This window comes from Pseudomonas sp. gcc21, from assembly GCF_012844345.1.
Lineage (GTDB): Bacteria > Pseudomonadota > Gammaproteobacteria > Pseudomonadales > Pseudomonadaceae > Halopseudomonas.
This window is the reverse complement of sequence record NZ_CP051625.1, coordinates 155,692-179,392: the sequence shown is the minus strand read 5'-3', so window position 1 is coordinate 179,392 and position 23,701 is coordinate 155,692. Positions and strand designations below refer to the sequence as shown.

General features: G+C 55.4%; 24 protein-coding genes and 1 tRNA gene. 5 read left to right on the top strand and 20 right to left on the bottom strand.

Going from position 1 to position 23,701, the window contains the following annotated elements; all coding sequences use genetic code 11:
• Window positions 1–2: 2 nt before the first annotated feature.
• The 6 genes from HG264_RS00920 to HG264_RS00895 all read right to left on the bottom strand — a co-directional run bounded on the left by HG264_RS00920 (window position 3) and on the right by HG264_RS00895 (window position 5,955).
• A complete protein-coding gene (locus tag HG264_RS00920) occupies window positions 3–1,109 on the bottom strand; it encodes an efflux RND transporter periplasmic adaptor subunit (RefSeq protein ID WP_169405899.1) in 1,107 nt (368 codons plus the stop codon).
• On the bottom strand, window positions 1,106–2,443 hold the full coding sequence (locus HG264_RS00915) for a TolC family protein (protein ID WP_169405898.1): 1,338 nt from the start codon (window positions 2,441–2,443) through the stop codon (window positions 1,106–1,108). The genes HG264_RS00920 and HG264_RS00915 overlap by 4 nt, the downstream gene beginning before the upstream one ends.
• 83 nt (window positions 2,444–2,526) lie before the next feature.
• The gene (locus HG264_RS00910) at window positions 2,527–3,918 is read right to left on the bottom strand and encodes a heavy metal sensor histidine kinase (RefSeq protein WP_169405897.1); all 1,392 of its coding nucleotides are present in this window, start codon (window positions 3,916–3,918) and stop codon (window positions 2,527–2,529) included.
• On the bottom strand, window positions 3,915–4,589 hold the full coding sequence (locus HG264_RS00905; protein WP_169405896.1) for a heavy metal response regulator transcription factor: 675 nt from the start codon (window positions 4,587–4,589) through the stop codon (window positions 3,915–3,917). The genes HG264_RS00910 and HG264_RS00905 overlap by 4 nt, the downstream gene beginning before the upstream one ends.
• A 132-nt stretch (window positions 4,590–4,721) precedes the next feature.
• Window positions 4,722–4,964 carry a hypothetical protein gene (locus tag HG264_RS00900; protein WP_169405895.1) on the bottom strand — a complete coding sequence of 81 codons (243 nt, stop codon included), beginning with the start codon at window positions 4,962–4,964 and terminating at the stop codon, window positions 4,722–4,724.
• Window positions 4,965–5,316: 352 nt separating this feature from the next.
• Complete coding sequence (locus HG264_RS00895) at window positions 5,317–5,955, bottom strand: ZIP family metal transporter (protein ID WP_256663732.1); 639 nt, start codon at window positions 5,953–5,955, stop codon at window positions 5,317–5,319.
• Between the two features lie 393 nt (window positions 5,956–6,348).
• Here HG264_RS00895 and HG264_RS00890 point away from each other — a divergent pair, with 393 nt between their 5' ends.
• Entirely contained in the window at window positions 6,349–7,320 is a 972-nt protein-coding gene (locus tag HG264_RS00890) for an arsenic resistance protein (protein WP_169405893.1), read from the top strand.
• Here HG264_RS00890 and HG264_RS00885 read toward each other — a convergent pair.
• Window positions 7,315–8,100: a cation transporter gene (locus HG264_RS00885; protein WP_169408967.1), complete on the bottom strand. Its 786-nt coding sequence runs from the start codon at window positions 8,098–8,100 to the stop codon at window positions 7,315–7,317. The genes HG264_RS00890 and HG264_RS00885 overlap by 6 nt on opposite strands.
• 293 nt (window positions 8,101–8,393) lie before the next feature.
• Entirely contained in the window at window positions 8,394–9,281 is an 888-nt protein-coding gene (locus HG264_RS00880; RefSeq protein WP_169405892.1) for a cation transporter, read from the bottom strand.
• Window positions 9,282–9,387: 106 nt separating this feature from the next.
• On the opposite strand from HG264_RS00880, the gene cadR reads away from it, so the two are divergent.
• Entirely contained in the window at window positions 9,388–9,810 is a 423-nt protein-coding gene (cadR, locus tag HG264_RS00875) for a Cd(II)/Pb(II)-responsive transcriptional regulator (protein ID WP_169405891.1), read from the top strand.
• Between the two features lie 374 nt (window positions 9,811–10,184).
• On the opposite strand, the gene HG264_RS00870 is transcribed toward cadR, so the two are convergent.
• From HG264_RS00870 to dapA, 10 genes are all read right to left on the bottom strand, one after another.
• On the bottom strand, window positions 10,185–10,505 hold the full coding sequence (locus HG264_RS00870) for a hypothetical protein (RefSeq protein WP_169405890.1): 321 nt from the start codon (window positions 10,503–10,505) through the stop codon (window positions 10,185–10,187).
• Complete coding sequence (locus tag HG264_RS00865) at window positions 10,493–11,446, bottom strand: integrase domain-containing protein (protein WP_256663731.1); 954 nt, start codon at window positions 11,444–11,446, stop codon at window positions 10,493–10,495. The genes HG264_RS00870 and HG264_RS00865 overlap by 13 nt, the downstream gene beginning before the upstream one ends.
• Window positions 11,447–11,451: 5 nt before the next feature.
• Window positions 11,452–11,634 carry a hypothetical protein gene (locus HG264_RS00860; protein WP_169405889.1) on the bottom strand — a complete coding sequence of 61 codons (183 nt, stop codon included), beginning with the start codon at window positions 11,632–11,634 and terminating at the stop codon, window positions 11,452–11,454.
• Window positions 11,635–12,607: 973 nt separating this feature from the next.
• Complete coding sequence (locus tag HG264_RS00855) at window positions 12,608–12,985, bottom strand: hypothetical protein (protein ID WP_169405888.1); 378 nt, start codon at window positions 12,983–12,985, stop codon at window positions 12,608–12,610.
• A gap of 368 nt (window positions 12,986–13,353) precedes the next feature.
• A complete protein-coding gene (locus HG264_RS00850) occupies window positions 13,354–14,724 on the bottom strand; it encodes an IS1182-like element ISCfr1 family transposase (protein ID WP_065285146.1) in 1,371 nt (456 codons plus the stop codon).
• A gap of 1,130 nt (window positions 14,725–15,854) precedes the next feature.
• Window positions 15,855–15,944, bottom strand: a tRNA-Ser gene (locus tag HG264_RS00845).
• A 45-nt stretch (window positions 15,945–15,989) separates the two neighbouring features.
• The gene (gene purC / locus HG264_RS00840; protein ID WP_169405887.1) at window positions 15,990–16,703 is read right to left on the bottom strand and encodes a phosphoribosylaminoimidazolesuccinocarboxamide synthase; all 714 of its coding nucleotides are present in this window, start codon (window positions 16,701–16,703) and stop codon (window positions 15,990–15,992) included.
• Complete coding sequence (locus HG264_RS00835; RefSeq protein WP_169405886.1) at window positions 16,703–17,500, bottom strand: MBL fold metallo-hydrolase; 798 nt, start codon at window positions 17,498–17,500, stop codon at window positions 16,703–16,705. The genes purC and HG264_RS00835 overlap by 1 nt, the downstream gene beginning before the upstream one ends.
• A gap of 4 nt (window positions 17,501–17,504) precedes the next feature.
• Window positions 17,505–18,617, bottom strand: a complete 1,113-nt coding sequence (gene bamC, locus HG264_RS00830) for an outer membrane protein assembly factor BamC (RefSeq protein ID WP_169405885.1) — start codon at window positions 18,615–18,617, stop codon at window positions 17,505–17,507.
• Between the two features lie 35 nt (window positions 18,618–18,652).
• Window positions 18,653–19,528, bottom strand: a complete 876-nt coding sequence (dapA, locus tag HG264_RS00825; RefSeq protein ID WP_169405884.1) for a 4-hydroxy-tetrahydrodipicolinate synthase — start codon at window positions 19,526–19,528, stop codon at window positions 18,653–18,655.
• 199 nt (window positions 19,529–19,727) lie between these two features.
• On the opposite strand from dapA, the gene HG264_RS00820 reads away from it, so the two are divergent.
• Together HG264_RS00820 and HG264_RS00815 are read left to right on the top strand one after the other, a co-directional pair.
• Window positions 19,728–20,285 (top strand): glycine cleavage system protein R, encoded by a 558-nt coding sequence (locus HG264_RS00820; RefSeq protein ID WP_169405883.1) that lies wholly within the window; start codon window positions 19,728–19,730, stop codon window positions 20,283–20,285.
• A gap of 23 nt (window positions 20,286–20,308) precedes the next feature.
• Entirely contained in the window at window positions 20,309–20,776 is a 468-nt protein-coding gene (locus HG264_RS00815) for a peroxiredoxin (RefSeq protein WP_169405882.1), read from the top strand.
• A gap of 42 nt (window positions 20,777–20,818) precedes the next feature.
• Here HG264_RS00815 and HG264_RS00810 read toward each other — a convergent pair whose 3' ends face one another.
• Together HG264_RS00810 and HG264_RS00805 are read right to left on the bottom strand one after the other, a co-directional pair.
• Window positions 20,819–21,910 (bottom strand): AI-2E family transporter, encoded by a 1,092-nt coding sequence (locus HG264_RS00810; protein ID WP_169405881.1) that lies wholly within the window; start codon window positions 21,908–21,910, stop codon window positions 20,819–20,821.
• Window positions 21,907–22,158 (bottom strand): sulfurtransferase TusA family protein, encoded by a 252-nt coding sequence (locus HG264_RS00805; RefSeq protein WP_169405880.1) that lies wholly within the window; start codon window positions 22,156–22,158, stop codon window positions 21,907–21,909. The genes HG264_RS00810 and HG264_RS00805 overlap by 4 nt, the downstream gene beginning before the upstream one ends.
• A gap of 82 nt (window positions 22,159–22,240) precedes the next feature.
• On the opposite strand from HG264_RS00805, the gene HG264_RS00800 reads away from it, so the two are divergent.
• Window positions 22,241–23,701 (top strand): M48 family metalloprotease, encoded by a 1,461-nt coding sequence (locus HG264_RS00800; protein ID WP_169405879.1) that lies wholly within the window; start codon window positions 22,241–22,243, stop codon window positions 23,699–23,701.

The following is a 23,701-nucleotide window of genomic DNA, read 5'->3' as shown; positions in this document are numbered from 1 at the left end:
GGCTAGTGATTGTGACCGGATTCGAATTCATTCTTCTGCAGTTGCGCCTTGAGCACGAAACCGCCCTCGGTAACGTAACTTTCGCCGGCCTCCAGACCCGCCAGGATTTCTACCGATTTGTCGTCACTGCGACCAAGCTCCACAGGTCTCGGCTCCCAACGCTCGCCTTCCTGTACAAACACTGTTGGTTGACTCTCCAAATCAATGATCGCGCTCTCCGGGACTACCACGGCTGCCGGATATTCGCCAATGGAGATATCACCCTGGACGAACATGCCCGGTTTCCACGCACGATTCTCGTTGGACAGGAAAATGCGCGCCAAGCCGGTGCGTGTTAACTCATCAACCGAGGGAGCCACATAGTCGATGCGAGCCTCAACCGGCTCCGGGCCATAGCTCGTACTGAGACGAACCGGCTGACCAACCTCCACCAACGGTACTTGCTTGGGATAGAGCGCTATGTCAGCCCAGAGAGTAGACACATCCGCGACCACGAAGGCAGTGTCATCCGGTGACAAATGTTCTCCCAACGTAACGTCCCGATTGATCACCACGCCGTCGATCAGCGATGTGAGGTTGAAGCGTGCAAGCGTTTCAGAACTCTCTGCCACGGCAAGGGTTTCGCCGGCACTGACCTTGTCGCCGATCTTTGCCCGCACCTCAACGATTTTCGCCGCAAAACGCGGACTGATGTGAGCGACGGCTTCCTTGTTCAGTTGGATCTCGCCTGGCAATGACACCTGCTGGCGAATGACACCCGCGTCAGCAACGGCAATTTCACCACCGAACTCGCGTAACAGATCAGCGCTAAGGGTCAGAACCGGCTCTTCGCTCTCCTCGTGGCCTTCGTGATCATCTCCCTGATTTTCTCCAGCATGATCGTCATGCCCTGCTTCTTCTGGGGCATGGTCGCCTTCCTCCTCATCGTGCTCCTCATCGGAATGTCCTGCTTCGGCGCCGTGCTCTTCTGATTCGTGCTGATGCGAAGCTTCCTCTTCAGCATGAGCAGCTTCTGTTTCCGTTTTCGGATCGGTTGCAGCAAGTGCGCCCTGAAGCGGCAGCGCAACCAGAAGCAAACTGCCAAGTATTACATTCAATAGCTTGTTCATCGTGATTCTTCCTGTCGTGACGATTGCTCTGCACCAGCGGATCCATCCAGGTAGGGCAGACGGAATTCGGACGAAACACCGCTTGCAGTAGCGGCGCGGGTAAGAATTTGTCCGCTTCCCGTCAGAGGCTGACCCGTCAGGGTTTCAAGAGTAATAAGGGTTTGATGGAAGTCGGTGGCGGCGACAACCGCGTCGTTCTCGACGGCCAGCACTTGCTGCCGGGCCTGCACGAGTTCGAGATAGGAGAAGCGCCCTACCTTATAACCGTCCTGAATCAACATGAGAGTTTCCCGTGCTTCGGGCAGGATCTCGTTCCGCAGTACCGCGACCTGGTTACGTGTCTGTCCCAGTTGAGCGTATGCATTGCGTAGCTCGGTAAAAATTTTGACCCGTGTTGCCTCCTCTTCCAGGTCGAGTTTCGCAAGGTCCTCACGGGCGGCCTGGATATTTCCCTGATTCTGGTCATTAACGCCCAGCGGCATGGAGAATTGCAGCACCATCCCTATATCGTTGGTTTCCCGAATGTGTTTGAACCCGGCGCCGACCTCAATGTTCTGTCGGCCGCGCGCGGTAGCGAGTTCAAGCTCGGCCTCGCGTAACCTGCCCTGTGTCAGAAATCGTTGCAATTGCGGTGCTTGCTCGAGTTGAGTACGAATACGGGCAAAGTCCGGCAGCTCCACCAATGAAAAAAGTTCCGCGCCCACAATCGCGAAATCCGGCTCACTCTCTCCCCACAAACTTGCCAGCCGGCGTTTGGCATTCGCCAGCCGAACCTTGAGATTGCTAACCGCGAGCGCCGCCTGCATCGCATCTGTTCGTGCGCGACCAAGCTCGGCCCTACTTGCGCTACCGGCGTCGAAACGCTTCTTGGCGACGGCCTGAGCTGCTAGAGTCCAGTCGACAACCTGCTCGGAGAAATCTAGCAATCTCTGTATTTGCGCCACTTCCAGATAGCGGCTTGCAGCTGCCGCCAGAACATCAAGGCGAGCAAGCTCGTAATCACGCTCCACCGCCTGGCGCTGCCAACTGCCGACGTCGCGCCGCAGGCTGCGTTTATTACCCATCTCAATGACCTGGCTCAGTGCCAGGGTGGTTTCCATTGCGTCAACCCCGGAAAGTGCACCGTTGCCAAGAACATTTTCGACTTCCATGGATAGAACAGGATTGGGCCGCAGGCCCGCCTGCAAGGTTCTTGCTTCGGCGGCACGGATTTCATAGGGATAAACAGCCAGCTCGGGGCTGGACTGCAGAACACGAGCTAATGCCTCAGGCAAGGTCAGTATTGCGGTCTCGCGGTCTGCCGCCCAACCAAGGTCTGACAGCCCCATCAACATACTGTAAACAAACACAAGCCTCGCCTGACGCGGCCATCGGGCCGGCCGCAGACGACGACAAATAAGAGCGAACATATGCCACCTCACATAAGGTTGAACCACAGTTGAAATGTCGTAGGACCAGTTGTGCTGGTATTCACCGTGACGCTGCCTTGGTGAATGTCCATGATTGAACGGACGATCGAAAGACCAAGTCCTGTCCCTCCTTCGTCACGTGAGCGGCCCCTGTCCACCCGGTAAAAACGCTTGAATATCGCTTCAGTGTGCTCTTCGGGTATACCGGGGCCATCGTTTGTCACAGACAACACGATAGATTGACCTTGGCTCGTGATGAGGATCGGGATGTTGCTGTGGGGGGACGCGTGTCTGATGGCGTTCGATAATAGGTTCGATATAGCTCGCTGTACCATTAACCTGTCGCCCACGATAACGCCGTCTCCTTGGACGGTCAGCGATATTCCCTTTTCTTCCGCGATCATATTAAACAGGTCGACTACTTGTTCAGCTTCTCTTCTTAACGGAATTTTATCTGATAGATTAGCTGAATCCGACTGAAGAGCTTGCGAAAGGTAGAGCATGTCTGAAACGATCCGCGATATTCTGCCAAGCTCCTCTACACATGATTCCAACGTTTCTTTGTATTGTGATGATAATCTGTCGCGAGAAAGAGCCACCTGCGCCTTACCCATGAGATTAGTAATCGGAGATCGCAACTCGTGAGCCAGATCATCAGAAAAATCGGAAAGTTGTTGCACGCCACCCTCAAGCCTTCCCAACATGAAATTTACGCTGTTTGCTAGCTCTTTAAGCTCCACGGGCAGACCAGAGGTTATTATTCTTCCATCAAGATCATTTGTGGTAACGATGGAAGTCAATTCTCTGAAGTTACTCAGTGGAGCCAACCCTCGTCGGGCAATCCACCATGACCCGAATCCAATTAATACCAGGAACAGCGGCACCGCTAATACGGTCGAATTCAGGTAGGCGCTAAGCAATTCGGAATCATCGGAACGATTACTGAAGAGTACTAGCAGAAAATTCTCGCTGCTCCCAGCAATGCGCACAGTGCTAGTCTTTATTAGCGCCTTGATGCCGAGCTGAGCAAACCGATTTTCATATGTATCAAGTTCGGCGGTACAAGTGCTTCCAGTTAGCAACTCATTTGGCACTGAACCAACCATAAAAGTTAGTTTATTCGGCCTTTGAGCATCGCATACCAGCAGGCCTAGATCAGGGTGACCGGACACTAAATCGCCCAGCGGGTGTGAAATAGTATCTTTAACAAGCGACGGGTTAGACTCTGAAATGACATGTTCTATTTGACTTAACTTGTTCTCTAACCTGGACTCGGAAATTATTCCCAGTTGATTGCGCAGCGTCATCCAGGATTGACTGAATATCAAAATAACGAGAATTGATCCCATAATACCTACAGACAATCCAATTCGCAGAGACAAACTCAAAGGCTTGGTCATCCGCGATCCTCAAGAACATACCCCACCCCGCGCAGGGTGTGGATTAGCTTCCTGTCAAAGGGTTCGTCTATTTTGGCGCGCAACCTTCGGATAGAGACGTCAACTACGTTAGTATCACAATCGAAGTTAATGTCCCATACTAACGAAATTATTTGAGTCCTTGTCATAACGACACCGGTATTTCGCATGAGTAATTGTAATAAGGAGAACTCCTTAACAGTCAGATCGATGCGCTGCCCTGCTCGGTATGCACGATGTCTAGCGGGATCAACCTCAAGGTCTGCCACTTTCAAAAATTCGACTTCGGTCAACTTTTCACTTCGCCTCAGAAGCGATCTAATTCTTGCCAGCAATTCAGGGAATTCGAAGGGCTTAACCAGATAATCATCTGCACCCAGGTCCAATCCTTTCACCTTGTTCGACAACCTGCCGCTCGCAGTTAACATCATTACTCGCGCATCGCTAGTGCGGCGGATATCTTCCAATATCGACCAACCGTCCATGCCAGGCAAATTTACGTCCAATACCACTAAAGCATACTGCTGGTTTTTGAAAAGGTGTATTCCATCCGTTCCCGTTAAAGCGTAGTCAACTGTGTAACCAGATTCGCTTAAACCTTGCTGCAAATATTCGGCTGTCTTCAATTCGTCTTCGATGATCAGGACTCGCATCGTTGCACCTTGTTTGGCCTTTCATCTTCGTGTTCTGATGCGTGGGCGTCGCCAGCTTGTAAAAAAAGGCGCCCAAAGGCGCCTAAAACATCTCTTGTTGAAGGAGTAACTACCCAAGAGATGAAACTGAAATTATCTATTTTCGGGATCTGATTTTTCTGTCATTTTCAAGAATAACTCATCATTATTCAGGATACGCTGCTTACGCTCCTTTACTTCATTCCCCTTACGCTCATCAAGAGGCAGACCATATCCGTGACGATCAGCAAGCATCGTCCTCAATTTCAAGCTTCCATCTTCAGCCTGCACTGCTGTGCTGGCTCCGATCAAGACGAAAGCCATGCTAAATACAGTCATCATTTTGCGATATGTCATAGCGCCCTCGGCTTGGCATTGGGTATGAATTCCATGCCGCTATTATCCTGTTCAAGCCTGACGAGAGGATTAGCCTTAAATGACAATTTTGTCATTTAAGGCTAATCGCTACGTTTCTTCTGCTGCATCTGCTGCCGGAGGAGAAACCCCTATAAGAAGGCAGGGATGAGCATTGCCCCGCGTGTCAATGGACAGATAGTTCCGACACCGAGTCGGTAGGCGTTTGGTTATGTGGATTGCGGGGCGCAGAATCTACCACATTTAGGCATGAAAAGGATCAGCGGAGCTGGTGCAGCGGTACTCCTATCATCGCCCGGCGGGTTCGGGCTGCTCACTCACTCTGCTAGCGGGCCTAGCCACCCAGGCCCGCTGAGACGAAGGTAAACAATACGAATCCGCCCATAAACGCCAGGACCGACCCGCGCGAGTCGCTCGTCGTCTCGTGCGCCTCGCTAAGCATGTCTTCGACTGCCGCAACAGTGAGTAATCCTGCGGTGAAAGCAAGCCCCATCATCTTAAATGCTTCGCTCTGATCTCGAAGCACATAATAGGCGAGCATCGCCGCACTAATTACCGGAATGAAGAAAAAGGTTGAGAGCACCATCCGGCGCGCTCGCGGCACGCCTTTTTCCTTCATGTTTGCGATAGTGGCGTATCCTTCAGGTACGTCAGCCAGAACCTGCCCCAGGGCGAGTACCACAGCCATGGAAAACGCAACTGCCGAGCCTGTACCTATCAGTAGCCCATCGCTGAACAGGTCGATGGCCACAGCGATATAGATCATCCACATGCCTCGGTTGGCAGTGCTCGTCCTTCCTTGCGAGCGTTGAACACCATCCACGGCGGTTTCTATGGCGATGTAAGCGATACCGCCCAGGCCAAATGCGACTCCCACAGCCCATCCCGAGAGGGTTGCTAGGACTTCAGGCATGAGTTCAACGGAGACAACCGCCAGGACAATTCCAGAGGCGGCATGCAACGCTTTGTTCAACCGGCTGTCTGGAGTCCCGGTAAATTCTGCTAGCAGACCACCTGCTAGGTTCCCCAGCGCGGGGAGTAATGCTAGACCGATCACTGCCCATATATTATTCACGTCATCCTCGAAGTCGCATATAAATTCGGAGCAATATCGATGCCCCCGGTATTGTGACGTTTTTCCGGACGGATAGTTTTCGTTTCGGCACGCGAACCTTGTCTCGAACCATGGCGCTGAGAAAGCACACGCTCAAAATACGGTACCATGGACTCTGCTAGGTACGAGTGAGCCTTCGCTCTTCGGGTGAATGCGGTCGAAGCCACCGATGTTGTCGCAATGGCAGCATTCCGCTTGGAAGCGCTCTGGCTCGGGCCTTTTATCGAACCGCAGGTGCAGCAGTGAGAAAGTATGCAGAATATTAGAGACAGGCTCGAAGGCTACCAAGTGAGCCTTTACTTCGGCGCGGTGGTCTTGGCGGGACTTATTGCTTTATTGATACCTGGTACCGTCGCACTTGAAGGGATGGTGAACCCGGCGTTGGCATTCATGCTATTCGCGACATTTCTGCAGGTGCCCCTTGCCGACCTTAGGCGTTCGCTCACTCGTGGTCGATTTCTTGCAGCATTGTTCGCCGCAAATTTTGTGGCGATTCCGCTCCTCGTGGCTTTGATGCTCCAATTTCTGCCATCTGACCCAATGGTCCGCCTCGGCGTGCTCTTGGTGTTACTTACGCCTTGCATCGATTACGTGGTGACCTTCTCTCATTTGGGCCGTGCTGACGCACGTTTGCTACTTGCAGCAACCCCAGTGCTGCTCGTCGCGCAGTTGTTATTACTGCCTTTCTATCTCAGCTTGTTGTTATCAAATGAGGTAACAATCCTTGTAAAGCCTGGTCCGTTCATAGAAGCCTTCATCTGGCTGATCGCAGTTCCGCTGGCACTGGCAGGGCTCGTTCAGTTGTGGGCAACTCGGCGCCAAGCCGGCGCAAAGGCGCTAGTGACCCTTAGTGTGCTGCCGGTACCCGCTACTGTGTTCGTGCTGTTTGTGGTCGTAGCGACCGTGGTGCCGCAGCTTGGCGCGGCGATCGAAGCGGCTCTGCTCGTTATCCCGTTCTACCTGGCTTTTGCCGTTATTGCGCCTCTGGTCGGGTGGGCCATCGGCCTGTTGTTCCGTCTCGATGCTCCAGCAGGCCGAGCCCTTGCTTTCAGTGCAGGAACGCGAAACTCTTTGGTCATACTACCGCTAGCTCTCGCTGTACCCGGCGCCATCCCGCTTCTTCCTGCGGTCATTGTGACCCAAACACTTGTAGAACTGCTGAGCGAGCTTGTTTACGTGCGTTACATCGCGAAGTTGGGTGGTAGAGATCTGGCGGTTTCATAGCTTTTTTCGGAGATCCACTTCGGTATCTGTGGGCGCTACGGTGCGGCTTTCGCTATAGCCGTCCGATTGCGTCGCGGCGTTCTTTTCGCAGGCGGCCTCTTGCTTCGTCACGGTACCAGGTTCACAGCAGCCACTCGATGAACCTACGACACCAGCATCACGGTCAGCGCGACCGCGCCACTGTGGCCAAGCATCCCGCCCGACCTGCACGGAAGAGTGTAAGTACAATAACGCGAGCGCCACCCCGACGATCAAGTCCGGCCACAGCGATTTGGTCAGCATCACTAGCCCGGCCGCGCATAGCACGCTTAGATTGGCGACAACATCGTTTCGCGAGCACAACCAAGTCGAGCTCATATTAATGTCGTCGCTGCGGTGACTATAAAGCAGCCCTAGGCAGCTCAGGTTGGCCACGAGCGCAATAAGCCCGATCACACTCATCCAGCCCGCCTCCGGCACCACGCCCAGAAAACTTTTACGGATGGCTTCACCGATAATCAAAAGGCCGAATAATAAAAGGAAGCCACTTTTGAAAAGGGCAGCCCCCGCCCGTGCGCGGGTGCCACGGTGCAACACGAAAAGTGAGAAGGCATAAACCAACGTATCGCCGAACATATCCAGCGAATCGCCGAGCAACGCGGTCGAGTTCACGATCCAACCGGCCGTAAACTCGACAGCGAACATAACAGCGTTTATGGCCAGCACGATGTAGAGGACCCGGCCCTGCTTCTCACGCAGCTTGGCAAGCTCACTGCCTTTGCTGTCGCAGCAATCATCCATTGTCAAATCCTCTTCCAACATAACGTTTGATTAGAACGAAGGTTACATTGACTATAAGTCCAAGCGGCACGGCAACAGAGCAGAGTAGGTCGACACACTGCACGGTCTACCAGTTGGCGATGGCCACCGACACAAAGGCCGTAACATCCAGTAGTACGACAGCCTAGGGTTATCCCTTCGGCCGGGCGCTCCGCCGTCGACTACCGCCCTCTACACGGAAAGACTGTGTCATCCATGACAGCAGAATCGTTGGATCCTTATCCGGGCGTGCGCAAAGCGTCACTCCACTCTTATCAGGCCTTGAGCGCCAAAATGCGCCGGGCACCGTTGAGGACGATAAGACCCACAATCGTGCCTATAACCAGATCCGGGTAGCTGGAGCCCGTCCAGGCGACCAATGCACCTGCGGTGATGACGCCCAGATTGATCAGCACGTCATTGGCTGAAAATATCCAGCTGGCCTTCATATGCACGCCGCCCTCACGATGCTTGAATATCAGCAACAGGCAAACGGTGTTGGCGATTAATGCAATGAAGGCAGCGATCATCATGATCAGGGACTCAGGTTCACTGCCAACCAGGAAACGGCGCATTACCTCTATCAACACGCCAAGGGCCAAGACCAGTTGGAGCACGCCAGCAAAATGAGCGGCGCGTGTCTGTAACCGCAAACTGCGGCCTACGGCATAGAGAGCAAGACCATAGACGGCTGCGTCGGCAAACATGTCCAGCGAGTCAGCAATCAGCCCAGTAGACTGGGCGATCAAGCCTGCGGTCATTTCGGCTACGAACATGATCGCATTGATGCCGAGCAACCAACGTAGAGTGCCGGACTCTTGAGCGTCCGAGGTTGCAGAGGATATGGCAGCCGTGACCGTCCCTGTGTCGGCAGTGCTCGTTTCCTGAAGAGATGCACCCAGCCCCAGGGTCGTCAGTTTTGCCGTTATGGGCTCAACCTCCCCATCGTGCACGACCGTCAATCGTCGATTCGACAAATCAAAGGAGAGCGCTCGAATGTTATGAAAACTATTCAGCGCCAAGCGGATCATTCGTTCTTCCGAGGGGCAGTCCATATTCGGCACGGCAAAGACGCTAACTGACGCATCGCTGGACACCGGCGTATCGGGGGCAGTTGCAGGCGTCGCATCACAACCACACGAGTCACCACGATCTTTTCCCACGGTACGCCTCCAGTTCGAGCAGAAATAGAATTGTGATAGTTAAAACCATGTAGTAACTATAAGGTCAAGGGAGCGGGATTATCAGTTGAGATTTGGAGTAAGCGCGATGCGTATTGGTCAGTTAGCAGAGGCAGCAGGTATCGACACCCAAACGATTCGCTTCTATGAGCGGCAGGGCCTGCTTGAAGCGCCAAGCCGGCAGGACAACGGTTACCGTATCTATACCGAGCGACATGCCAAACGGCTCGCTTTCATTCGTCGCTGCCGAATCCTGAACCTGTCACTGGCAGAGATTCATGATCTCCAAAGCTATGAGGACGATCCTCACCAGCCTTGTGCAGCGGTGAACACGATGCTCGATGACCACATTGGTTATGTGCGATCGCAGATAACCGCTCTACATGAACTTGAGAGACAGCTTGTTGCACTGAGAGGGCGTTGCTCGGATAAGCGCGAAGCAACCGATTGTGGGATCTTGGCGGGAATCAATGGAGGAAGCGAACCGGCTGACAATTATCAACGCAATTAAAGTAGATAGGATTGATTATTTAGTCGGTATATTATTGTTTTATATAGGTTTACAAAAATTGGCCTGCACATTGACATAGAGAACGATATGGGAAAACCGCTGGGCTTGGAAATCCGGCGGGCACCCGGGCGGAAAAAAAGGGAAGCTCGACCGCCGAGCTTCCGATGGGAGCAAGAATAACTGCTTCGCTCATCGCGCATGCCTTTGCCTTTACTGTATGGATAAACAGTATACAAGCAAAAACAATGACGCAACGTTACCTTTTGACATTCAGCGGGTGACCTCAGACGGCCGGAACACCCTGCTCTGTCGTCAACCTGGGCCACAGCGTCTTTCCCCTTATGACGTAACTGGAAACTCTCGCCGCTGACTGACTACGGCTGAGAGCGTTGCTCGCGCTCCGCCTTCATGAACGGCCTCGGCGGCGTCCCAGATTTTCCACACAGTTCCCACAGAATCACCAGCGCGTAGTAATGGTTCTCTAGAGTTTTATCGGCCAGTCGCATCATCGGTTCGGTGCGCCAATAGCGAATCACCTGCCTGGCGCCGATTTGCTGAGGCGAATTGAGACCCTCCGCTGCGCAGAATTGTGAGAACTTGATCATTCTCGCGTGCTGCTGCCTACGGTTGGCTTTGCCACCTTTCTTGCGATAGCGCTTAGTGCTGTGGTGAACTGCTTCGACTAACGGATGCATCGAAGACCTCCCACATACGCAGCTACAACGCTGATTCGGTTATGGCCCAGCTCTTGAGAGATTATGGCTCGCGCGTCCCGGTCCGCCTCCCGATCCATTATTCGGCCTGACACCACAGGTGCTGGATACCCCGTCAATTCCTCATATCGCTGACAAGCATAAGCTGCGCGCAGGTCATGGTACCTGGCGATGCCGTGCGCTTTCAGGGTTGCACGCGCTGACTTAACCTTTCCTTCCCTAAATGTATGCCAGTCGAGTTCGGACGGCATGACCGATCTACCAGTGCCCTGAATGACTGCCGCCTCTTCCAACGCCGCAAACTGATCGTCACGGAGGACGGGCACGGTCCGAGCGCGTCCGCCCTTCGTCCCATCTATCACTCTGATGACACCTTCTTCAGCAGCCTGCCTCACTGCCTTCGCCGCATTGATTAGAGATGCTTCTTTAAGTCGTAACCCAAGAGCCTTGGCCAGGAGCGTTATTGCAGCCGCTTCGTCTTGTCCCTTGCTTCGCATGTCCTGGACCGCTGCTTGCACTTCTGAATCATCCATCCCGGAAGGAGCATGTTTGCGGACAGCAGTTCGCCTGGCAATGCCGCAGTCGACTACCGGCTTGACAGTGCGCCAGGATCTGTTGGCCAGATGCATCACGGTGTTAACCGCGCTGACCAGTCGCTGCGCATAGGTTTCAGAATAGACCTCGTCGATCACGTCATCTGCCAATTCCTCGCCATATGACTTCACGAGTTCGAACGTGATGTGTTCCAGCCGTCGGATACCCAACTCGTGGGCATGGTTGGCAAACTTCCGCCACGCCTGATCGACGCTGGCGATCGACTGGAAAGATAGTGCTTTCTTCGTCACCTCTTTGTTGAGCAGCAGGCGTCCTGCGGCTCGCATATCACGGGTTCCTACCCCTGCATTGCGCATCATCGTCATCATTCCTCTCAATCGATATCCGGATTAAGGGCCGCCGCCGTACAGTTCAGACCTAAACTGCCTGACAACCCCATTTTTTCGCTCATGGCCGAACCGTACGGTAAGTTGTATTTGCACTCGAAGCGTTCGAGGCAGACGTGAGCGAGCGACGTTGGCAAGGGTGTCGCGAACCCTGAATTTGCGAGTGCCATGATTCTTTTTCCTATAGATGCTGGCCAGGCGAGCTACGCCCCTCAATGGGACGAGCAACCTATTCCGCGGGCAAAGTTGTGGGCGTTCGAAAGTGCTTTTCACGCGTTTTCACGCAGCAAGCGATTGCTGGAGGCCCCATTCGACGGGGCTCATAGAGGTCTTTCCAATCCGTTACTTTCAAACCATGTTTTTAACGGCGGGGTCGCTGATGCTTCGGTCGCCTGGTTATGATCATAGGATCAGGACGCAAAACACTGGCTTTGGGATGGTGATAACGAGTTATCCGTAAATTAATTGCTGGCAGAGGCCAGCCTCGATCGCGAGGTGATGCTCATTTGAGAAACAAATTAAGGGTGCCGGACAAGTCGGCGTGTTGAGATTGCTGTTTGTTTCGAGTGCCCAGCTAGCACAACTTAGCTTGGATTACCCAGGCTCAGTGGAACGTGCGCAGTATAGGCAAGACATTCACGGGGAATGAGTGGGGTAATTCGATTTTTTCGGTAATAAGCCCAAGGTCCTGCCTTCGATAGTTGACCAGCCACTGAACGCATCGGAAAAGCAAAAGTACACTTAGTGAACCTGTGGGTTCACAATGTGTACCGGGCGTAACAATCGGCGAAGTCACTTGGGTGTTTTTCGGTCGTCAGGGAACTGTGTAGGTACTCGTAGTGAACCTATAGGTTCATTACGAGTACTTTTGGGCATCCTCAGGGAACACCGGATATTCGACGCTGTGATCTGTGGTGTTGATGCGCCAGCTGATGCCTAACGCCGTCCGTAACGAAGGGCTGCTCTCGACCCAAAGCGGTCATTCGTGACGGATCGAAACCGACCAGAAGCGGCCTGAAAAGCGACCGCTCGCGCACGAATGAGTCTGAACTTGGCCAGACTATAGACCTGCCAAATTGAGGAGAGTTATGGGCGAGCAATAGATTTCGCCCTGCTTTGCAGGGTCTCTGGCACTTAAAGCGATTACTTCTTGTAGTCCACGTGGAGCGTCGAGCTGAAAGGTTGCTTTCCAATTTCGTAATCAGGGTTCAGTGTCGCGAGGTTGTGAGCGGCGATGCCAACTCCGGCGAGCATGCCTATTGCAAGCGCTCCAAGTGCCACCGGAGCGCCAACAACGCTAGCCCCAGTAACGCCGGCAACACTTCCCATCGATAGCCTTCGAGCCCGCAAATATATTCTAACTGACATGTCCTGGTTTTCAATCGCCTGCTCAAGCCACGTCAACGTATTCGTGTAACGATTATATTCCTGGCATTCCAAGACAAAGCTCTCATGCGCTTTGATCTTTTCGATGATGAATTCATTGGTGACTTCAGAGATTTTATAAATGCCAACGTCCATGGAGAGAGTCCTTAAGTGTGTATATGCAGTTATCGGCCATGATCCAGCAACCTTTAAGGCATTCATTTAAAAGTCAGGCTAATAGTGGCCTCAGGAACCTCCCTATAGGCCAGGCGGTTCCAGGAATCAAGTGCAAGCTAGTTATTGATAAATAGGGGCTCCGAAAGCGGACAGATTTATTTTTAGGACAGACCGGCTGCTTCTGGCCGATTCTGTTGAAAAAGTAGGTTTAGCGGCGGCCTGCCGATCAGGTGTGCCTGCTGTCGAAGTGACTGCAAGCCACTTCAGGTTGCCTTTCGGCGTTTCGCTGAGCGTCCTTGCTCAGGCCTGAGGGTTAATTTGAAGGTTTCTGCTCTCAGCAGGCGTACCTATCCCGTGAGCGGTGGCCCTTGAGGCAAAAGCTTGGCCATGCGTCGCAGGTTCTGCACCGCCGCCGCCAAAGTGAATTCGTCAGTGGCACCTGTCAGGCCGCGCAGTCGTAAACGATCGAGTTTCATGATCCGTTTGAGGTGGGCGAACAGCATCTCCACCTTCTTTCGTTCGCAGCGAGAGACGAGGTATTCCGGTGTCTTGGCGATGCGCCTGGCCACATCGCGGGCAGCCTCATGGATACTGCGGACGATCTTCCGATTCGGCGTGTTGGGGCAGCATTTCGCTTTCAGCGGACAGGTAGTGCAGTCGGTTTGGCTGGAGCGATAAATGATGGTGTGGGCCTTGGTCACCCGCGATCTTTTCTGGGTGAAGGCGCGCCACTCACTGCGTAGTGGTTTGCCGGCTGGGCAGCGGTATTCATTGGCCTCCTGGTTCCAGTGGAAGTCGTTACTGGAGAGGCTGTCGTCCTTGCGCTCAGTCTTGTCCCACACCGGCACATGCGGCTCGATGTCCTTTTCTTCGACCATCCAGGCCAGCATCGGGGCGGTGCCATAAGCGGTATCGCCGATAAGGCGTTCCGGTGTGAGATCGAACTGAGCTTTGACACGCTCAACCATCGTCCTAGTCGAATCGACTTCGGCGGTACGGTGCGCCGGGGTAGCTTCCACGTCCATGATCACACCGTGCTCAGTGTCGATCAGGTAATTCGTGGAGTAGGCAAAAAAGGCCGGCCCACCTGGCGCTGCTGTCCAACGGGACTGAGGATCTGTGAGCGAAATTTTCTTGGGAAGAGCCTCAGCCAGCGCCTCTTCATCAAGGGCTTCGAGGTACTCGCGCACTGCGCGGCTGCTGAGCTTTGGATCGTTCCAATCGACCTCATCTCCCGCTACCCCACGTTGCCGGCTGGCATCCGCCTTGATGATGCTAGCGTCGACGGCAAAACCTTCGCCCTTGACTAGGCCGGCTGCCATGCAACGCCGCAGCACCTCATTGAACAACCAGCGGAACAGATCGCTGTCACGAAAACGCCCATGGCGATTCTTCGAGAAGGTCGAGTGATTGGGGACTTCGTCTTCCAGACCCAGCCGGCAGAACCAGCGATAGGCCAGGTTCAGGTGCACCTCTTCGCACAATCGCCGCTCGGAACGAATGCCATAGCAGTAGCCGACGACCAGCATGCGCACCATCAATTCCGGGTCAATCGAGGGGCGTCCGATGGGACTATAGAAGTCCGCCAGGTAGGCGCGCAGATCACTAAGATCCAGGCACTGGTCGATGCTGCGCAGGAGGTGTTGAGCCGGGACGTGATCTTCTAGGTTGAACGAGTAGAACAGGCGCTGCTGTCCTCCCGGTAACTGCCCCATCATGCTGTTCGCCCCCACGCTCGCTGACAGAGCAATTTTGCCAACGGTATGGAGAGGCCGCTACTTTTTCAACAGAATCGGCCGACAGCAGACCTTGGCCAAAGACTGAAACCGCTGAAAGCTGTTGGTCCCGGCTTGATTGGCATGAGAAGAGGGGATGTCGTCAATACGAGCCCTATGCGACTGGCAAACAGGCTAGCGCTGTATGGTAGGGCCCACCTTAAAGGCCTTTACGATCATTGCCGAATGGCTCCTGAGCCCAATGCAACCCATTCGTTGCGAGTTGTAATCGCGGCGGTAAGTGCTTGGTCATGCCCGCCGTACCTTGCCGCGGAGAAATATTTTCGCCGATACTCTCTCTGTACGGTCGTCCTAACCAGGTAACCACCCGGGATAGCCTGGATAAATCTGAGTTCGGGCACAAATTCGTTCGATTCCATGATTTCTTTACGCCTGTACAACGGAGCGACGCGCTCCTGGTTATTTTTCATTGTCGGTCCCGGTAGCGCAAAAGCGCAGCGCCACCATCACGTATAAACGCTGGCCCGGCAGTATCAATTCTTATCGACAGATTCCCACGATCAGCAACATGTGCTGTTGATAAGCGGACGGCGTCTTTGTGTCTTGTCTGATCCCGCCAACATTCATAGCGCTGAACTCAGCGGTAAAGATCAGTATTAGAACCAGCACCAGCCGATCACCATGAACACTATAGTGATCATGATTATAGGAGCAACGCTGTTGCAGCTCATGCCGGCAAAATAAAATTGCTGCCATCGATCTCGATCCGCTCGAATACGGCACCTTGTGCTGCAGCGAGCTAAAGTGACGCTTTTGGTTTTATCCAAAAAGAACCTCAGGGCCGTACAGGTGCTGCCGGGTCAGCGCCGAGAACTATATGGGAGGATCTATAGACGGGCGCGGAGGGAAAGAAACTGGCGACAGGAGGATGCGCGAGGTGTGGCTATTGCATCGACGATTAGTGGAAGGCTCATCATTACTAGCCGGACCGGGGAACTGGTGAATCAAAATTCCGCCAAAAAAAACGCCCCATTCAACCATTTTCGGGTTGTGGGGCGTTTTGTTGGGTAAGAACCAAAACCTTCTGTAAGGCATTGATTTACCACGATATGTGGCGGAGAGTCAGGGATTCGAACCCTGGGTACGGTTGCCCGTACAACGGATTTCGAATCCGTCCCGTTCGACCACTCCGGCAACTCTCCGGTCGGCGCGCATAATATCAGCTATGCGCGGCGTTACAAAGCGTTTCAGGGCAAACTAACGCCCAGTCTTTGCGCGACTTCTTCGTAGGCTTCAATAACGCCACCAAGGCCCTGACGAAAGCGGTCCTTGTCCATTTTCTTGCGCGTTTCTTTATCCCACAGGCGGCAACCGTCCGGGCTGAACTCGTCACCCAACACGATCTCGCCGTTGAACAAACCAAACTCCAGCTTGAAGTCGACCAGCATCAAGCCAGCTTCGTCAAACAGCTGCTTGAGGATATCATTCACCTTAAGTGTGAGTTCCTGCATGCGTTCGAGCTGCGCAGCCGTCGCCCAGCCGAAGGTCACCACGTGGGAAGCGTTAATGAAGGGATCGCCCTTGGCATCATCTTTCAGGAACAACTCGAATGTCGGTGGGACCAGAGCCTGCCCTTCATCGATGCCCAGACGCTTGACCAGGCTCCCGGCGGCGTAATTACGCACCACGCACTCGACGGGGATCATATCGAGCTTCTTCACCAGACATTCGTTGTCGGACAGCAGGCTGTCGAACTGGGTCGGAACGCCAGCGGCCTCCAGCTTCTGCATGATGAACGCATTGAAGCGGTTATTGACCATGCCCTTGCGGTCCAGCTGTTCGATCTTTTTGCCATCGAATGCCGACGTATCGTTGCGGAACAGCAGGATCAGACGATCCGGATCGTCGGTGGTGTAGACCGACTTGGCCTTGCCACGATACAGCTCTGTGCGTTTTTCCATTACCGGCTCCCGCTTGCGGCAAATTGGTGGTGGGATAATCCCGAAATATCCTGCCAGGGCAAGCCCTGATTCTGCTCTGCCAGACACAGCTGGCCAGGCCATCCCTGGAGCGCCCGGGACAATTCGCCCAGTGCCAGGTCAGGCCGGTTGTTCTTTTCGCTGATGTGCGCAATGGCAACATGTTTTAAGGTGCTGGTATCGATTTCTGCCAGCAGCCCCGCTGCCTGCTGATTGCTCAGATGCCCGAGACTGCCACCCACCCGCGCCTGAAGACGGGGCGGGTAAGGCCCGTTTCTCAACATGACTGGATCATAGTTCGCTTCGAGAAACAGCGCATCCAGCTGCGCGTACTGCTCAACGATCCAGGGGGTGATAGTGCCGGTATCGGTAAGAATGCCCAACCGGTGCAGGCCGCTATCGAAGATATACTGGCAGGGCTCACGGGCGTCGTGCGGCACGGCGACAGGGGTAATTTCCAGATCGCCAATAACGAAACGCCTGCCCAGCTGCACCCGCTCAAAGGGAAGCTCCGGAAGCGCCATCGCATGATGCGTACCGGCAGTCATATACACCGGGATACCGTGGCGCCGAGCCAGTCGCTCAACGCCTTGCACATGGTCAGAATGTTCGTGGGTGACCAGTACCGCATCGAGCTGCTTGGGGCTGATCCCGATGGCCGCGAGGCGCTGTTCAGTGGTACGCAGACTGAAACCGCAATCCACAAGCACGCGGGTGCGGCCGCATTCAACCAGCGTGGCATTGCCGCGACTACCGCTACCCAGCGAACAGTACCGCATCAGCTCAACTCAGATTGTCACGGATGCGTGTCAGCAGATCCCGCGCCAGCCCGAGGTCGGTGGCACTGTCGATGCTTCGCTCAACGGTGACCTGAACCTGATCACCTATTTGTGTCAGACGTACCTGCACGCGATCTGCATCGCTTTCAGGCTCAGGCTCGCCGCGGCCGAACAGACGCGAGAAGAACCCTGCATCGTCCGCCTGTTCACTGGCCGACTGGTCCAGATTGACGTAATACACACCGGAGCTGCGGTTCATGTCAGCCACTGCCAGATCTGCACGACCGATCGCGGAACCCACCGCGGCCCAGGCGCGGTTAAAGTCACGTTGGATAGTCAACACGGGATTGCCCGCGCCATCCTCGCTCAGCTCTGCCGTGTCGGCAACTGAGCCTTGCATGGCTACGGCCAGCGAAGCGGCAGTGGCGGCTTCGGATTGATTCAGATAGGTTTCCATCTCTGCCAGCAGGGCACGCTCGAGATTGCTGTTGTCCGAATTATCAGGCCATTCGGATTGCGTACCGCCCTGACTCCGCGACATGTGGAGCACGTGGATCTCACTGTTGGCGCCCTGTACGCCTGGCTCGATACGTACGCGAAAACGCTGCTCCCGACCTTCCAGCCGCCGCCCTTCCCCCACCGAGGGAGCTAGCCGGCGAACCAGCGGGTTGCTCGGCTGCAGGTCGAATGCAAGCCACTCGGTCTCGAACTCACCGAGCGAAGACGACTCGTCGGCAACCGGCACCTGGTAATCATCAAAGAACCGGCTCACCCGGCCATACAATTCGGTCGGGGAGCTTGCCGCCAACAGCCAGCGACGCGAGCCGCTCTGTTGCAAGGAGAAGCCAGCGTCATCTGCGCTTACCGTCATGGGTTGCGGGCGCGGCACGACGAACTTGTCGGCTGTAGCCGGCGCAGTCACACCTGGCACCGGCAGCATATCGCCAAGCGGCTTGCTCTGGACGCCCGAGGGAACCTCCATGCGCGGCTCAACCGTTGCCAGCTGGTAGTCCCCGCCACGATCACGAAAGTATCCATCGTCACCAAACATATAACCACAGCCGCTGAGACTGCTCCCCATTATCAGGACAGCCAGCGCACCCGTTACAGGCTTCATCTTGTGTTCCTTACTAAACATGTTCCGGGATCGGCTCATAACAGGCTGCATTGACGCAGCGCTTCGCGGACTGGCTCGTGACAGCGGGCACTGAGGGGCGTCAGTGGCAGGCGCAGGCCATCGCTGATCAGGCCCATTTCATTCATTGCCCACTTGACCGGTATCGGATTGGATTCGATGAACAGAGTCTTGTGTAGTGGCATCAATGCTTCGTTCAACCGGCGAGCCAGATCCGCATCACCCGCCAGCGCAGCTGCACAGAGTTCATGCATTGCGCGCGGCGCAACGTTGGCTGTTACCGAAATATTGCCTTTGCCGCCCAGCAATATCAGCTCGACCGCAGTAGGGTCGTCGCCAGAATATACGCTGACCCGATTGCCGACCCGGTCGATCAGCTCGCGGGCACGCTGCATGTCACCGGTTGCTTCCTTGATACCAATGATATTCGGGATATCAGCCAGACGGTCGACGGTTTCGGGCAACATATCGCAGGCGGTACGGCCCGGCACGTTGTACAGAATCTGGGGGATGGCAACCGCTTCGGCAATGAAACGATGATGCTGATACAAGCCTTCCTGGGTCGGCTTGTTGTAGTACGGAGTCACCAACAGGCAGGCATCAGCGCGCACACTGCGTGCGGCTTCGGTCAGCTCGACGGCTTCGCGGGTAGAGTTGGCGCCGGTGCCGGCGATAACCGGAATGCGCCCGGCGACCTGCTCGACGACGCGGCGAATGGCCTCCTTGTGCTCGGTCATATCGAGCGTAGCGGATTCACCCGTGGTGCCGACCGCAACAATGCCGTCAGTACCCTGTTCGAGGTGGAAATCTACCAGCCGCTCCAGCGCCGACCAGTCCAGGCCGCCGCGCGAATCCATCGGTGTTACCAGCGCCACCAGGCTGCCTGAAATCATGCAACTGCTCCAGTTGAAACATTGATCGGCAATGGTACTTTCGCGCCGCGATCTGCACAAGGAGTGGTGCCGGCAAAGCTGCAATCCAGGCGAATGAAACTGACGGTTGAACCCATGACGGCGGACAGGGACAATAGCTGCCTTGCGTCACGCCTGTCTTGCACTCTGGCCTGACAGAAACACCAGTCAGAGGAACATCATGTCCATTACCCCCAGCCAGAAGGAACAGTTCCTGGTTATCACTGCAATGGGTCAGCAAACCACCACGCTGGCCACCTTGCTGACCAAGCTATGCATGGAGCACCGCTGCCTGATCGTCAGTAGCCGCATGAGCCGACACGGCACTTGCACTGCGTTGCTGCTGCAGATCAGCGGCAACTGGGATGCCCTTGCCCGCCTGGAGACCTCGCTGCCGGCGCTGGCCAAGCGCGAACATTTCACGCTTTCCATGAGCCGCAGCAAGCCACTTGAAGAGCGGCCCCAGGCATTGCCTTATAACGTCTTCGTCACTGCGGCCCAACGGCCGGAGCTGGTGGCCGAGCTGTGCACATTCTTCCAGCAGCTGGAGATCGAACTGGAAGAGCTGTTCAGCTTCACGTATATGGCCCAGCACACCGGAACGCCGATGCTTAACCTGACGCTGACGATCGCCATACCGGCCAAGACCCAGCTCAGCTGGTTACGCGAACAGTTTCTGGATTTCTGTGATGAACTGAATCTGGACGCGGTGATCGAGCCCTGGCGCCCCCTCCACTGATTTTCGCTGTAAGGATATGAACAATGAGCGTTGAACTGGACACCAAGGTGCCTGATTTCACGGCGGTAGCAACGAGCGAGAAAACGGTCACCCTGTCAGAGCTGGCTGGGCGCAAGGTGGTCTTGTACTTCTACCCCAAAGACAGCACACCCGGCTGTACCACGCAGGGCCAGGGGTTTCGTGACCTGCATGACGAATTTGCTGCGGCCAATACGCTTGTGTTCGGCATTTCGAGAGACAGCCTGCGCAAGCACGAAAACTTCAAGGCCAAACAGGCGTTCCCGTTCGAGCTGATCAGCGATGCGGACGAGGCGCTCTGCAAGCTGTTCGATGTCATCAAGCTCAAGCAGATGTATGGCAAGGAATACGAAGGCATTGAACGCAGCACTTTTCTGATCGACGAGAATGGCGTGCTTCGTCGCGAATGGCGCAAGGTCAAGGTCGCAGGGCATGTCGAAGAGGTCCTCAGGGCAGCTCAGGCGCTGCGCTGAGTCATCAAGGGCGGGCGGCTTCTGGTGCTGCCCGCCTGGTAGTCAGGCGCGCGGCTCTTCCATGGGCGGCACCTCGATATCGGCTTCCACGCCCCGCGGCCATGCATAGAGCACCGCCTTGAACAGCGTCGCCAGCGGAATCGCAAAAAACACACCCCAGAATCCCCACAGGCCACCAAAGATCAGTACGGCCGCGATGATTGCCACCGGATGCAGGTTGACCGCTTCGGAGAACAGCACCGGCACCAACACGTTACCGTCCAGCGCCTGAATTACCGCATACACCAACATCAGCACCATGAATTCATTGCCCAGCCCCCACTGAAATATACCGACCATGGCGATCGGCAGGGTCGCAACCGTGGCTCCGATATAGGGCACCAGCACCGACAGCCCAACTATCACCGCGAGCAACGCCGCGTAGTTGAGCTGCAGCACGGCAAAGCAAACATAACTCACCGCACCGACGATGATGATTTCCACCGCCTTGCCACGAATATAATTGGCAATCTGCTGATTCATCTCGGTCCAGATACGTGTCATCAATCGACGCTCACGTGGCAGATGCGCGACGAACCAGCGCGTGATTTTCTCGTTATCTATCAGGAAGAAAAACACCAGAATAGGCACCAGAATCAGGTACACCAGAACAGTGATCAGGAGCGGGAGACTGGCCAGCGACTGGGACAACAGCCACTGGCCGAGTTGGCCAAACTCGCCGCTGGCGGTGCGAATCAACTGGGTAATCTGTTCCTCGGACACGAAGGCGGGAAAGCGCTCCGGCAAGTGCAAAAGCTGGTCCTGCCATTCAACCAGCATGCGCGGAAGCTCCCCGATCAACGCCAGCATCTGACGCCACACAAGGGGGATAACCACGCCGATCAGCGCGCCCAGGATACCCACGAACAACAAAAACACCGTCCACACGGCCAGCGCATGCGGCACATGCCAGCGACGCAGGCGCAACACCAGCCCCTGCAACAGATAGGCAACCACCAACCCGATCAGCAGCGGCGCCAGCTTGTTACCGAAACTGATCACCACGGCGAAGCCCAAAATAAGCACAATGGCCAGGACTACCGCTTCTTCGTCTGAAAAGTACCGCTGAATCCAGTTACGAAAGACGCGTATCATGCTTTCTTCCGCAGCCAGTAATGAAATTCTCCGCCCTCGATCGAGGCATTGAGCAATTGGTGACCGGATAGCTCCGCAAAACGCTCGAAATCACGCTGGGAGCCAGCATCCGTGGCACTGACCTGCAACACCTCACCGGACGCCATTTCGTTCAGCGCCAGTTTCGCCTTGAGCAAAGGCAGGGGGCAGGATAGGCCCCGAGCGTCCAGCAGCCGATCGGCCACTGATTCACACGATTTAACAACCATTTGCAGACTCCTTGTGATGCCTCAGTATAACCTTGGGTACCAGCGCGCAGACAATCATATACCGACGGGTTAGTTTACTTACATGCTACGTATCAAAGCGGCCACCGCTCTCCTGCTCCAGGCAACGCTGGTGTACACGTTGGCGGTGGAAACCCCGTCCGCGGCAGCCTCTGAACTCAACCTCCCCTCACTGGGTGACACCAGCTCATCGATCATGTCCCGCGAACAGGAGCGCCAGCTTGGCCGTGCCTGGGTTTCGATGTTGCGCGGTGCCGTAGCAACCCTCGACGACCCGCTGCTGAAAAGCTTCGTCGAAGATCACGTCTATAAACTTGCCGAAACCAGCCAGCTCGAAGACCGAAGGTTGACCTTCGTAGCGATAGACAGCCCACAACTCAATGCGTTTGCAGCACCAGGGGGCGTAGTGGGTGTCAACGGCGGGCTGTTTCTACATGCCCACACCGAAGCCGAATTTGCGTCGGTAATGGCGCACGAACTGGCGCACCTGTCGCAGCGGCACTTCGCGCGCAATCTGCAACAGCAGCAGCGTATGCGCATCCCGTTGATGACCGCGATGCTCGCCAGCGTAGTACTGGCTGCTGCCGGAGGGGGTGACGCTGGCTTCGCCGCGCTGGCATCCACCCAGGCCGCGGCCATTCAGGAGCAACGCCGCTTCTCCCGTCAGAATGAGCAGGAAGCCGATCGTATCGGCATCACTAACCTGCAGCAGGCGGGATATGATCCACGGGCCATGCCCGACATGTTTGAACGGCTGGCGCAGCTGAGCCGTTTCAGCCGTACCCCGCCTGAGTTCCTGCTGACCCACCCGGTACATCAGTCGCGCATCGCCGACTCACGCAACCGGGCCGAGCAACTGAGCGGCAGCCACCGCAAGGACAGCGTCGCCTACCAGATGATGCGAGCCCGGGTGCAACTGCAATACGAACAGAGTCCCGGCCTGGCCGCACAGCGCTTCAAGTTGTTGCTGGACGAACATGACGGTGAACATGATGCCGCTCGTTATGGCCTGGCGCTGGCACTCACACGCAGCGGTCAGTACGAGCAGGCAGCACAGGCACTAACCCCCCTGCTTGAATCACGCAGCAATGACATCGCGGTGAACCTCTCACAGGTTGAGCTGGACGCCAGCCGCGACCGGCCAGAGCTTGCATTGCAGCGCCTGGACCGCCTGCTCGCGGTGGCGCCCGACAATTACCCGGTGCTACAAAGCAAAGCCGACACCTTACTTGGGGCGCGGCGCTACAAGGAAGCTGAACAGGTGATCAACCGACTGGCCAATCTGCGGGACGATGATCCTGACGTATGGTTTCTGGCGGCGGAGATCCGAGGGCTGGCGGGGAATATTCTGGGCGTGCACATGGCCCGCGCTGAGTACTTCATGCTGGCCGGCGACCTGGATCAGGCCAGCCAGCAACTCGACCTGGCATTGAAGCGTGCCGATGACAATTTTGTGATGACCTCGCGCATCAATGCGCGCAAGCAAGAGCTTGCGCGCCAGCGGGAGATCATTGACAGCTTCTGA

Bases quoted from the DNA above. Each gene is read 5' to 3' on its own strand.
- HG264_RS00920 (WP_169405899.1), bottom strand. From the start codon at position 1,109: ATGAACAAGCTATTGAATGTAATACTTGGCAGTTTGCTTCTGGTTGCG.
- HG264_RS00915 (WP_169405898.1), bottom strand. From the start codon at position 2,443: ATGTTGATGGGGCTGTCAGACCTTGGTTGGGCGGCAGACCGCGAGACC.
- HG264_RS00910 (WP_169405897.1), bottom strand. From the start codon at position 3,918: ATGACCAAGCCTTTGAGTTTGTCTCTGCGAATTGGATTGTCTGTAGGT.
- HG264_RS00905 (WP_169405896.1), bottom strand. From the start codon at position 4,589: ATGCGAGTCCTGATCATCGAAGACGAATTGAAGACAGCCGAATATTTG.
- HG264_RS00900 (WP_169405895.1), bottom strand. From the start codon at position 4,964: ATGACATATCGCAAAATGATGACTGTATTTAGCATGGCTTTCGTCTTG.
- HG264_RS00890 (WP_169405893.1), top strand. From the start codon at position 6,349: ATGCAGAATATTAGAGACAGGCTCGAAGGCTACCAAGTGAGCCTTTAC.
- HG264_RS00885 (WP_169408967.1), bottom strand. From the start codon at position 8,100: ATGGATGATTGCTGCGACAGCAAAGGCAGTGAGCTTGCCAAGCTGCGT.
- cadR (WP_169405891.1), top strand. From the start codon at position 9,388: ATGCGTATTGGTCAGTTAGCAGAGGCAGCAGGTATCGACACCCAAACG.
- HG264_RS00870 (WP_169405890.1), bottom strand. From the start codon at position 10,505: ATGCATCCGTTAGTCGAAGCAGTTCACCACAGCACTAAGCGCTATCGC.
- HG264_RS00865 (WP_256663731.1), bottom strand. From the start codon at position 11,446: ATGATGACGATGATGCGCAATGCAGGGGTAGGAACCCGTGATATGCGA.
- HG264_RS00860 (WP_169405889.1), bottom strand. From the start codon at position 11,634: ATGGCACTCGCAAATTCAGGGTTCGCGACACCCTTGCCAACGTCGCTC.
- HG264_RS00855 (WP_169405888.1), bottom strand. From the start codon at position 12,985: ATGGACGTTGGCATTTATAAAATCTCTGAAGTCACCAATGAATTCATC.
- HG264_RS00850 (WP_065285146.1), bottom strand. From the start codon at position 14,724: ATGATGGGGCAGTTACCGGGAGGACAGCAGCGCCTGTTCTACTCGTTC.
- purC (WP_169405887.1), bottom strand. From the start codon at position 16,703: ATGGAAAAACGCACAGAGCTGTATCGTGGCAAGGCCAAGTCGGTCTAC.
- HG264_RS00835 (WP_169405886.1), bottom strand. From the start codon at position 17,500: ATGCGGTACTGTTCGCTGGGTAGCGGTAGTCGCGGCAATGCCACGCTG.
- bamC (WP_169405885.1), bottom strand. From the start codon at position 18,617: ATGAAGCCTGTAACGGGTGCGCTGGCTGTCCTGATAATGGGGAGCAGT.
- dapA (WP_169405884.1), bottom strand. From the start codon at position 19,528: ATGATTTCAGGCAGCCTGGTGGCGCTGGTAACACCGATGGATTCGCGC.
- HG264_RS00820 (WP_169405883.1), top strand. From the start codon at position 19,728: ATGTCCATTACCCCCAGCCAGAAGGAACAGTTCCTGGTTATCACTGCA.
- HG264_RS00815 (WP_169405882.1), top strand. From the start codon at position 20,309: ATGAGCGTTGAACTGGACACCAAGGTGCCTGATTTCACGGCGGTAGCA.
- HG264_RS00810 (WP_169405881.1), bottom strand. From the start codon at position 21,910: ATGATACGCGTCTTTCGTAACTGGATTCAGCGGTACTTTTCAGACGAA.
- HG264_RS00805 (WP_169405880.1), bottom strand. From the start codon at position 22,158: ATGGTTGTTAAATCGTGTGAATCAGTGGCCGATCGGCTGCTGGACGCT.
- HG264_RS00800 (WP_169405879.1), top strand. From the start codon at position 22,241: ATGCTACGTATCAAAGCGGCCACCGCTCTCCTGCTCCAGGCAACGCTG.